The following is a 10,496-nucleotide window of genomic DNA, read 5'->3' as shown; positions in this document are numbered from 1 at the left end:
CCGGCCGACCGCGCCGAGGCCGTCAGCGGCAGCGGATCGGCGGGCTCCAGCTCGGGGTCGTCCACCCGGAAGGTCCGGACCCGCCCCGGCGGGGAGTCCGGACGCTCGAACCGCACGGTGACCCGTCCGATCCCGCTGCCCTGCACCCAGCCCGCCCCGTACCGGGCGTGGCGCACATCGTGCCCTGCCTGCCAGCGGCGCTCGCCGGACGCGCCGGGGTCCGCGGCCGGCTCTCCGCCGGCCGCACCGGCCGCCCCCGGCGAAGTCGCGTCCGCACCGGTCCCGCCCGGCGCGGAATCACCCGGCCCGGAATCACCCGGCGCGAGACCTCCCGGTCCCTGCCCGGCTCCGCCGCCCGGCACAGGAGCGCCGCCCGGTACGCCGCCCGTCGCCGGATCGCCGCCCGGTACGCCGCCGGGCGCGCTCAGGGCCGACTCGGCCACGGCGGCCTGGGCGAAGAGGTCCTCCTGGGTGTAGTCCGCGAGCCCGGTCACCCCCACCCCGAGCAGCCGCACCCCGCCCGTGGTGTCGACGGACTCCAGCAGCCGCGCCGCCGCCTCCCGCACCACCGACGCGTCGTCCGTGGGCCCGCGCAGCGTCTCGGAGCGGGTCAGCGTCGAGAAGTCGTAGCGCCGCACCTTCAGTACGATCGTCCGCCCCGAGTGCCCGGAGGCCCGCAGCCGCTGCGTACAGCGGTCGGCCAGCCGCTCCACCTCGACACGGATCCGCACCCGGTCGTGCAGATCGATGTCGAAGGTGTCCTCCACCGACACCGATTTGGCGTCCCGCTCGGCCACCACCGGCCGGTCGTCGTACCCCAGAGCCATCCGGTACAGCGAGGCCCCATGGGCCCTGCCCAGCAGTCGTACCAGCTCGTCCTCGCCCGCCTCGGCGAGCTCGGCGCAGGTCGTCATGCCCGCCCGGCGCAGATGCTCCCCGGTGGCCGGGCCCACCCCGGGCAGGATCCGCACCGACATCGGCCCCAGCAGCTCCCGCTCGGTGCCCGGCTCTATCAGCATCAGGCCATCCGGTTTCGCCTGCTCGGAGGCGATCTTCGCGAGCATCTTGGACCCGGCGAGCCCCACCGATCCGGTGAGCCCGGTGACCGTGAGGATCTCCGCCCGCAGCAGCTCACCGGCGGCCCGCGCCGACGCGAGATCGTCGGCGGCGCCGCTCGCCTCCAGGTCCACGAAGGCCTCGTCCAGGCTCAGCGGCTCCATCAGCGGCGAGAGGGACCGCAGCAGTCCCATGACCTGCTCGCTGATCGTGCGGTAGAAGGCGAAGCGCGGCACCAGATACGCCGCGTTCGGCGCGAGCCGCCGGGCCTGCGCCATGGGCATCGCCGAGTGCACGCCGAAGCGTCTCGCCTCATAGGAGGCGGTGGCGACGACCCCGCGCGGGCCGAGCCCCCCGACGATCACCGGCTTTCCGCGCAGGCTCGGTTTCGCCGCCTGCTCGGCGGCGGCGAAGAACGCATCCATGTCCAGATGCAGAATCGTCGGCGCGGATCTCACATCTCCGATGCTGCCCTACGCCACTGACAACGCCCTCGCGCCGACCGCCCCGCCAGTGGACCGAAGCCCCCGGACGCCGGGCGCGGCCGTCGAACCGAGCCCCCGGAGACCGGGCCACCAGGCCCCGTCATCAGGCCCCGGCACCAGACCGAGCCCCCGGCCACCGGACCTGGCCCCGGAACGAGGACCGAGCCCTCCAGCCCCCGCCCACCAGCCCCGCCGAGGTCAGACGGCCCGGTTCTGCCGTCGTCTGGCCAGCTCATCGGCCGGGTTGTGCCCGATCAGGGTCTCGCCCGTGTCGACGCGCTCCCCATGCAGCTCGGAGAGGGCCGTCTCGACATCGCGCCAGACCACGCCGACCGCGATCCCGAAGATCCCCTGACCGCCCTGGAGCAGATCGACCACATCGTCGGGCGATGAGCACTCATAGACGGTCGCCCCATCGCTCATCAGCGTCATCCGCTCCAGATCGGCGTATCCGCGCGTCCTCAGATGCTGCACGGCCGCACGGATGTTCTGCAGCGCGACACCGGTGTCCAGGAAACGCTTGACGATCTTGAGGACGACCACATCGCGGAAGCTGTAGAGCCGCTGGGTGCCCGAGCCGTACGCGGGGCGGACGCTGGGCTCGACCAGTCCGGTCCGGGCCCAGTAGTCGAGCTGCCGATAGGTGATCCCCGCCGCCGCACACGCGGTCGGCCCCCGATAGCCGACCGTGTCCGCCGGCTGGTCGACCTCATTCTCAGGGAGCGGATACGGTCCGCCCTCCCCCAGACCTCGTCCGAGGGCGCCCCCCACCGCACTGTCGCCGCTGCTTCTCACGCCGACCTCCGTCCTTGACCTGCTCACTCGACGGTAGGCAGTCACCAGGGGCGCGTCAACGATCGCCACACTCGGCACGCCGAGTGATAATCACCCTGAGAGTGGTTTCCCGTGCCCCAAATCGGGGAAAGGGTACTCGAATGCGCCGAAGACGCCCTACGGTGGCCTTCCCGGTGACCGCCGGAACACCGGCGGCCACCTGCTCACCTCACAGAGGTCACGGGCTGCTCGTTCCGAAGTCCTCCGGCGAGATCTGATCGAGGAACTCGCGGAATTTCTCCACCTCGTCCTCCTGCTCGTCCGGAATCGCGATGCCCGCGTCGTCCAGCACCCCGTCACTGCCGTAGATCGGCGTACCGGTGCGCAGGGCCAGCGCTATGGCGTCGGACGGACGGGCGCTCACCTCGACTCCGCTGGCGAAGACCAGCTCCGCATAGAAAACCCCTTCGCGCAGATCAGTGATGCGCACCTCGGTGAGCTCTTGACCCACCGCTTCCAGCACATCCTTGAAGAGGTCATGAGTCAGTGGTCTGGCAGGCGCCATGCCCTGCTGGGCAAAGGCAATGGCGGTCGCCTCCCCTGGACCGATCCAGATGGGGAGGTACCGATCGCCTCCCACTTCACGCAGGAGCACGATCGGTTGGTTCGAGGGCATTTCCACCCGGACACCCACAACGTCGAGCTCATTCACACAGCAACCCTAGGACGTGCCCGACCCGTTTGGGTAGTCGGGCACGTTCTAGATCAGCTGAGTCGCACCCCGAGCACGGTCTGCACCAGGGCCGCGTGCAGCCGTACGGACAGGGTCGCGAGCTCCTTGGCGGTGGCCTCCGCATGTGCCCTGGTCTGCGGATTGCGGTGCCGCCGCAAGGGTGCCACCACCTGCTCGATCAGCCCGGCCTCACGTTCGGCGGCGGCCTTCATGGCACGGAGGTGCCGTGGCTCCAGACCGAATCTGCCGAGGTCGGCCACCAGCCTGGCCACCGTCACCGCCTCGGCGTCGTATCCGCCGTCGGAATCCCGTGTGAGCAGGCCATACGACTCCCAGTCGGCCAGCTCCTCCTCGCTCACCCTGGCGGCGGCCAGCAGCTCCGCCCGGCCCACCCTGGCGGCCGTACGGCGCTCACCAGGGGCTTCCCAGGCCGCACCCTCCCAGGGACCCGCCGAAGGCTCGCGCTGCGGCCCCTGAGCGGGCAGCTGGACCTGTTCGCCCCGGGCGACGGCGTCCAGATGCTCCCGGATCACTTTCAGCGGAAGATAGTGGTCCCGCTGCATCCGCAGCACCTGGGCCAGCCGCTCCACGTCCGCGGCGCTGAATTTGCGGTACCCCGACGGGGTGCGCCGGGGCTCGACAAGCCCCTCCGCCTCCAGAAAGCGGATCTTGGAAATCGTGACTTCCGGAAACTCGTCCCGCAGCTGACCGAGCACCGTACCGATGCTCATCAGCCTCTCGCCCGCGGCAAGCCTCTCCGCCGCGGCGGCGGCGCCGTGACCGGCGCCGCCCGTCGGTGTGCGCATGTGCCTTTCCCTGACGGGTTACACGGCTCGCTGGCTCGCGTAGAAGACCAGCCGATACTTGCCGATCTGGACCTCGTCACCGCTGGTGAGATAGACCGACTCGATCGGCTCACGGTTGACATAGGTGCCGTTGAGGCTGCCGACATCGGCGACGCTGAAGCCGCCGTCAGGACCCCTGCGGAACTCCACATGCCGCCGCGACACCGTCACGTCGTCGAGGAAGATGTCGCTCTGCGGGTGACGGCCGGCCGTGGTCAGCTCCCCGTCGAGCAGAAAACGACTTCCCGAATTGGGCCCGCGGCGCACCACCAGCAGCGCAGAGCCGAGCGGCAGCGCCTCGACGGCGGCCTGCGCCTCCGGCGAGAGCGACGGAAGCTGGGTCTGCCCCGTCACCTCGGAGTCATAGGCCTCCAGGCCCGAGATCGAGATGGTGGAGGTCGTCTCCGAGGCGCGCTCGGCGGGCGCTCCGCCGCGCAGCGGCGCGCCGCAATTGGAGCAGAACTTACTCGTCTGCGGATTGCGGTTCCCGCACCTCGTACACACCGTCACGGCCGCCATGGACGGATCCTCCTGCCGCGGCTGTCCCCCACGGGGATTGGTCGCATACGGATCGGGGGCAAACCCTCCACCCGTACCTGAGGCTGATGGTTCCCCGAAACCTATGCGGCCGGGACCGGCAGGGTCAACAGACGACGCGCCCCGCCCACCGGGAATGCCACCGCCCGGACCAGCGATCTCGTCGCGGAAGAGCGGACGCTCACCGCCCTGCTCCTCCTCCTGGCCCTGACGCCGCGCGCGATGCCTGGCGTTTCCGCCGTCCTCGCGTGCGCTCTTGCCGAACAACTTCGCAAACAACTTCACGGGCGATTCCCCTTGACCGAAATAGACCCGCCCGTGGGGCAGGACGAACCCTCAATGATCACACCTGCCGACCCGGACATCCTCACAACGTCCGTACCCGTCAGACAGTTTCCACCACGCGGCAGAGCTTCGATGTGCCGACCCCCCGCAACCTCTTGCCCTGCCCGGCAGGACCTCATGCGTCCCCGCCTCATCGCGTCGACGACCGAGCGTAGTCAGGCCGCTTCACCGGCCGCAAGGCGTCCACGACGATCTTCTCCGAGCGGGTCACCGTGACGGTGGCCCGCTCCTTCTCCAGTGTCTGCACCACTCCGCCCGGGATGTTCAGGGCCGGCTCCAGATCCTGCGGCTTCCCGATGACCTTGAAGATGTACGGTGCGCCGATCCGGTTCCCGTCCACGTCGATGTCGCCGCCCGTACCGGTGAAATATGTATCGGCCACGATCCTGTTCCCGTTGACCTGGATCGCCTCCGCGCCCGCGGCCCGCAGCTCCTGGATCGCGTCGAGCAGCATGTCCGCCTCCACCGAGCCGGACCCGTCCGCGATGGTGAGCGTGATCCCGGGTCCCCGTGCGGCGACGGTACCGGCCAGAATGCCCAGTTGCTGCTCTTTCTGCCGGGTCTGCTTACGCGCTTCCTCCGCCTGGTCCGAGCTGTTCTCCAGCTCCGTGCGCTGAGCCTCCAGACTCTGCTTCTCATCCTCAAGACGCTCGGTCCGGTTGTCCAGCTCGGCCAGGATCCGTACGAGATCCTCCTGACGGGCCCCGCGCAGGGCACTGTTGTCGCTGGTGGAACGCACCTGAATGGCGAGCCCCAGACCGAGGACGAACAGCAGTGCGGCGACCGTGAGTTGAGCGCGTGTCACCCGGGGCGGCCACAGACCCGCGACCAGCCGCTGCCGCCCGGTCATCTGCGCCCTCGGCCCACCGGGCTCCGGTGCCGGTGCCAGTGCCGGTGCCGGCTCCGATGCCGGACCGGGCGGATTCTCTTCGTTCTTCATCGGCTCGCTGTCCACCGTCCTCACGCCCGGAACACATGCCGTCGGATGGCGGCGGCGTTGGAGAAGATACGGATGCCGAGGACGACGACCACACCCGTGGACAGCTGCGCGCCGACGCCCAGCTTGTCCCCGAGGAAGACGATCAGCGCCGCGACGACCACGTTCGACAGGAAGGAGACCACGAAGACCTTGTCCACGAAGATTCCGTCCAGCATGGCCCGCAGACCGCCGAAGACCGCGTCCAGCGCCGCCACCACGGCGATCGGCAGATAGGGCTCGACCACCGCCGGCACCTCGGGCCGGACCAGCAATCCGGCCACGACTCCGATGACGAGGCCCAGTACGGCGATCACGATGTGCCCTTCCCTGTCTCTGCCGAGCCCCGCCCGCCGCTCTTCCCGGCGGCGGCGGATCCCGGCTCTGCTGTACGTACGATCAGGCTCGTGGCAGCCGGAAGACGCACCCTGTCCTCGGTGGAGATGCTGTAGCGGACGCCGAAGTTCTCCCGCAGCACATGGAGATACTGCCCGTCGGCACTGTCACGGAACGCCGTGTTCAGCTGCTTGCCGTCCCCCACCGCCAGCACCGTGTACGGCGGCACCAGCGGCCTGTTGTCGACCAGTATGGCGTCTCCCGCGGCCCTGATCGCCGACAGGGCCGTCAGACGCTGCCCATTGATGGCCACCGCCTCCGCGCCGGACTCCCACAGTCCGTTGACGATCCGCTGCATATCGCGGTCCCGCACCCGGCCCGTATCGCTGAAGCCGCTGCTCCCCCGCGGTCCGCCGCCGCCCTGGTCGGTGCCCTTCGCGTCGTCCACGACCAGCTCGATCCCGCGCCCCTCGACCTCGGTCGCCCCCGCGAGCAGCGACACCAGCTGCTCCTGGCCGCCGCCCTGTGTCCGCAGCGCCCTGCGCTGCCGCTCCCCCACCTCGTCGCGGAGCTCGTCGACACCGCGCTCCAGGGCGTCGGCGTCCGAGGTCTCCGCGTCGATCCGGTCGATGAGCTCCTCGCGCTCCTTCGCGACGACCGGCGCCGATATCCGCGTCTCGGCGGCCCCCACGGTGACCACGAGCGCGGCCAGCACCAGCCCGGCCGCGAGTCCCAGTTTGGCCCGCAGCGTACGGGGCAGCCCGCCGCCCGCCGCGCGCCGGCGGGCGGTCGCCTCCGCGTAGCCGTCGTCCAGGCTGTGCTCCATCACATTCGTCAGCAGCGACATGGACGCGTCGGGACGCGGGGGCGGAGAACCAGTGCTCCGAACGGGGGGCTGCTGCGGCATGCCGCACATCGTCGCACGTCGTGGACGCTACCGCCGAATGGCCCCACCGGTGTGCCGGAAGCCATGGTTCCCCAGCCTCCGGCACACCGGTCACACCTCAGTGACCTGCGCTCTCCACCACCGACGACCACTCGTCGAGCAGCGCCTGAGCCGATGCGTCATCGGGTCCTTCGGCCCACAGATGAGTGACGGCCTCGGACGGGTCGGGGAGCACCATCACCCACCGGCCGTCCGTCTCGACCACCCGGACCCCGTCCGTGGTGTCCACATGCCGCTCGCCGGCCGCCTCGACCACCCGCCGCATGACGAGCCCCTTCACCGCCCAGGGCGTGGCGAGATCGCGTTTGAGCACATGCGCTCGCGGAATACGGGCGTCGATCTGGCTCAGGGTGAGCTGGGTACGGGCCACGAGACCCACCAGCCTCACCAGCGCCGCCGAACCGTCGAACACACTGCTGAACTCCGGCACGATGAATCCTCCGCGACCGTCGCCGCCGAAGATGGTGGTCTCCTCACGCCCCACCCGGGTCAGATCGTCGGGCGATGTCGTCGTCCACTCCACCTGGGTGCCGTGGTACGCCGCCACCTGCTCGGCGATACGTGTGGTGGTCACCGGCAGCGCCACCCGCCCACTGCGCCGTTCCGCGGCGACCAGGTCGAGCAGGACCAGCAGCGCACGGTCGTCCTCGATGATCCGGCCGCGTTCGTCCACCAGGGACAGCCGTTCGCCGACCGGGTCGAAGCGGACGCCGAAGGCCGCCCGCGCGGACGCGACGATCTCGCCGAGGCGCACCAGTCCGGCCCGGCGGGTGTCGGCCGTCTCCGTCGGCCTGGCCTCGTCCAGACCGGGGTTGATGGTCAGCGCGTCCACCCCGAGCCGTCCCAGCAGGCTGGGCAGCACGAGCCCGGCGCTGCCGTTGGACGCGTCCACGACGACCTTCAGCCCGGAATCGGCGATCCCGGTGATGTCCACATTGCGCAGCAGCGATCCGGTGTACGAGTCGAAGACGCTGGCCGGGAAGTGGAGATCGCCGATCTCTCCGGGGAACGCGCGCCGGTACTCCTGCCGCGCGTACACCCGGTCCAGCTTCCGCTGTCCGGCCTGGGAGAGATCGGCCCCGCGCTCGTCGAAGAACATGATGTCGACGGAGTCCGGCACCCCGGGCGAGGTGCGGATCATGATGCCCCCGGCGCTGCCCCGCGCGGTCTGCTGCCGTGCGACGGGCAGCGGCACGTTCTCCAGGTCCCGGACGTCGATGGCGCTGGCCTGGAGGGCGGAGATGACCGCGCGTTTGAGGGCACGGGCGCCACGGGAGTGGTCACGTGCCGTAGTGACCGTGGCGCCCTTCTTCAGGGTTGTGGCGTACGCGCCGGCCAGCCGTACGGCCAGCTCCGGGGTGATCTCGACATTGAGGATGCCGGAGACTCCCCTGGTGCCGAAGAGATGCGCCTGGCCTCGCGATTCCCAGATGACCGAGGTGTTGACGAACGCGCCGGCCTCGATGGTCTTGAAGGGATAGACCCGGACGTTGCCCTGCACGATGGACTCTTCGCCGACGAGGCATTCGTCGCCGATGACGGCGCCGTCCTCGATACGGGCGGCTCGCATGATGTCGGTGTTCTTGCCGATCACACAGCCGCGGAGGTTGCAGTGCTCTCCGATGTAGACGTTGTCGTGGACCACGGCCCGGTGGAGAAACGCGCCGTTCTTCACGACGACGTTGGACCCGACCACCGTATGCTCGCGGATCTCCACATCGGCTTCGACCTTGGCGTAGTCGCCGATGTAGAGCGGTCCGCGCAGCACGGCGTCGGGGTGTACCTCGGCGCCCTCGGCGACCCAGACGCCGGGCGAGATCTCGAATCCGTCGATCTCGACCTCGACCTTGCCCTCCAGGACATCGGCCTGGGCCTTCACATAGCTCTCATGGGTGCCGACATCCTCCCAGTAGCCCTCGGCGACATAGCCGTAGATCGGCTTGCCTTCCTTCATGAGCTGCGGGAAGACATCGCCGGACCAGTCCACGGGCACATCGGCCTCGACATAGTCGAAGACTTCGGGCTCCATGACATAGATCCCGGTGTTCACGGTGTCCGAGAACACCTGGCCCCACGTCGGCTTCTCCAGAAAGCGCTCGACCTTGCCCGCTTCGTCGACGAGGGTGATGCCGAATTCCAGCGGGTTGGGCACACGTGTCAGACATACGGTGACCAGGGCGCCCTTCTCCTTGTGGAAGGAGATCAGGTCAGTGAGGTCGAAATCGGTCAGCGCATCGCCTGAGATGACGAGGAACGCGTCGTCCTTCAGCGCTTCCTCGGCGTTCTTCACACTGCCAGCGGTGCCGAGTGGCTTCTCCTCATTGGCATAGGTGAGCTCCATTCCGAGCTCTTCGCCGTCACCGAAGTAGTTCTTGACGAGTGAAGCGAGAAACTGCACGGTGACGACAGTCTCATTGAGCCCATGCCGCTTCAGCAGCCGCAGCACATGCTCCATGATCGGCCTATTCACAACCGGCAGGAGCGGCTTGGGCATGCTTGAAGTCATGGGGCGAAGTCGGGTTCCTTCGCCACCGGCCATCACGACGGCCTTCATGTCGGAAGCGTCCTCCTTGAGAGACGACGGTCTAGCCGACTGCGCTCGCCCTAAGAGGCCCTCTGGCGTCATGCGTGACCGGCCACACTGCGCGGTTACGCATCGACGAGGTCAATCGGCCACTGCATCCGCCTTGACGAGTCGGCGGACCTGGACCACATAGAGGATCCCTGCCCACCAATACAGAGTTGTACCCCATCCGACGAAGGCCCATCCGAAAATAGCAGCGAGTGACGCAAGCCACCCGGATCCGTCACTCAGCAGCAGCAACGGGAAGGCGTACATCAAGTTGAAGGTGGCGGCCTTGCCCAGGAAGTTCACCTGCGGCGGGGGATAGCCGTGCCGGCGGAGGATTCCCACCATCACCAGCAGCATCACTTCTCGTGCCACCAGCACGGCGGTGACCCAGAGGGGCAGGATCTCCCGCCATGTCAGACCGACGAGGGTGGACAGAATGTACAGCCGGTCGGCCGCCGGATCGAGAAGTCTCCCGAGGCTGCTGACCTGGTTCCAGCGCCGCGCGAGCATGCCGTCGAAATAGTCGCTGATCCCGCTGAGCATGAGGACCAGCACGGCCCAGCCATCGCTGTTGGGTCCACCGAAGACAGGGCGGAGGATCAGCCACAGAAACAGCGGCACACCGACGAGGCGTGCCATGCTGAGGATGTTGGGGATGGTGAGTACCCGGTCCGTCTGAACGCGGGTCTCCTGGACCTCCACCCGGGGGCCTCCTGTTGTGCAATGTGCCGATGACTCCCACTGACCTTACCGTCAGCAAGGGATGTCACAGCACAGGGGTAGGCGACCACGACCGATTCTTAGGGCTTTTGAACGCAGAAAAGCCTCGGTTCCCGGACATTGAATGTCCGGGAACCGAGGCTATCAAAATTTGTTCGGCGGCGTCCTACT

10 protein-coding genes are annotated in these 10,496 nt (G+C 68.7%); all 10 read right to left on the bottom strand.

The window, feature by feature from the left end; genetic code table 11:
* Nucleotides 1-1,514, bottom strand: a 1,514-nt coding sequence (locus FF041_RS11795) for a DNA polymerase IV (protein WP_323391728.1), incomplete at its 3' end; no start/stop codon positions are given.
* Nucleotides 1,515-1,739: 225 nt separating this feature from the next.
* Entirely contained in the window at nt 1,740-2,288 is a 549-nt protein-coding gene (locus FF041_RS11790; protein WP_228386953.1) for a MerR family transcriptional regulator, read from the bottom strand.
* Nucleotides 2,289-2,553: 265 nt separating this feature from the next.
* Complete coding sequence (locus tag FF041_RS11785) at nt 2,554-3,027, bottom strand: bifunctional nuclease family protein (protein WP_323371929.1); 474 nt, start codon at nt 3,025-3,027, stop codon at nt 2,554-2,556.
* Nucleotides 3,028-3,080: 53 nt separating this feature from the next.
* Nucleotides 3,081-3,854: a transcriptional regulator FtsR gene (gene ftsR, locus FF041_RS11780; protein ID WP_153522755.1), complete on the bottom strand. Its 774-nt coding sequence runs from the start codon at nt 3,852-3,854 to the stop codon at nt 3,081-3,083.
* An 18-nt stretch (nt 3,855-3,872) separates the two neighbouring features.
* Nucleotides 3,873-4,757 carry an FHA domain-containing protein gene (locus tag FF041_RS11775; RefSeq protein ID WP_153484849.1) on the bottom strand — a complete coding sequence of 295 codons (885 nt, stop codon included), beginning with the start codon at nt 4,755-4,757 and terminating at the stop codon, nt 3,873-3,875.
* A gap of 148 nt (nt 4,758-4,905) precedes the next feature.
* Nucleotides 4,906-5,715, bottom strand: coding sequence for a DUF881 domain-containing protein (locus FF041_RS11770; protein WP_153522753.1), 810 nt, complete (start codon nt 5,713-5,715; stop codon nt 4,906-4,908).
* Between the two features lie 20 nt (nt 5,716-5,735).
* Complete coding sequence (locus FF041_RS11765; RefSeq protein WP_323371928.1) at nt 5,736-6,068, bottom strand: small basic family protein; 333 nt, start codon at nt 6,066-6,068, stop codon at nt 5,736-5,738.
* Nucleotides 6,065-6,994 carry a DUF881 domain-containing protein gene (locus FF041_RS11760; protein WP_153522751.1) on the bottom strand — a complete coding sequence of 310 codons (930 nt, stop codon included), beginning with the start codon at nt 6,992-6,994 and terminating at the stop codon, nt 6,065-6,067. Before FF041_RS11760 ends, FF041_RS11765 begins: the two co-directional genes overlap by 4 nt.
* A gap of 97 nt (nt 6,995-7,091) precedes the next feature.
* Nucleotides 7,092-9,587 carry a mannose-1-phosphate guanyltransferase gene (locus FF041_RS11755; RefSeq protein WP_153522749.1) on the bottom strand — a complete coding sequence of 832 codons (2,496 nt, stop codon included), beginning with the start codon at nt 9,585-9,587 and terminating at the stop codon, nt 7,092-7,094.
* Between the two features lie 111 nt (nt 9,588-9,698).
* Nucleotides 9,699-10,307: a CDP-alcohol phosphatidyltransferase family protein gene (locus tag FF041_RS11750; RefSeq protein ID WP_323391726.1), complete on the bottom strand. Its 609-nt coding sequence runs from the start codon at nt 10,305-10,307 to the stop codon at nt 9,699-9,701.
* Nucleotides 10,308-10,496: the final 189 nt, after the last annotated feature.

The sequence above is a fragment of the Streptomyces jumonjinensis genome, from assembly GCF_009600885.1.
GTDB classification, from domain to species: Bacteria; Actinomycetota; Actinomycetes; order Streptomycetales; family Streptomycetaceae; genus Streptomyces; species Streptomyces jumonjinensis.
Note: the sequence above shows the minus strand (reverse complement) of the source record. Positions and strands in the feature narration are given on the sequence as shown.

Coding starts and splice junctions, on each gene's coding strand:
- ftsR (WP_153522755.1), bottom strand. CDS start 3,854: ATGCGCACACCGACGGGCGGCGCCGGTCACGGCGCCGCCGCCGCGGCG.
- FF041_RS11770 (WP_153522753.1), bottom strand. CDS start 5,715: ATGAAGAACGAAGAGAATCCGCCCGGTCCGGCATCGGAGCCGGCACCG.
- FF041_RS11760 (WP_153522751.1), bottom strand. CDS start 6,994: ATGCCGCAGCAGCCCCCCGTTCGGAGCACTGGTTCTCCGCCCCCGCGT.
- FF041_RS11755 (WP_153522749.1), bottom strand. CDS start 9,587: ATGAAGGCCGTCGTGATGGCCGGTGGCGAAGGAACCCGACTTCGCCCC.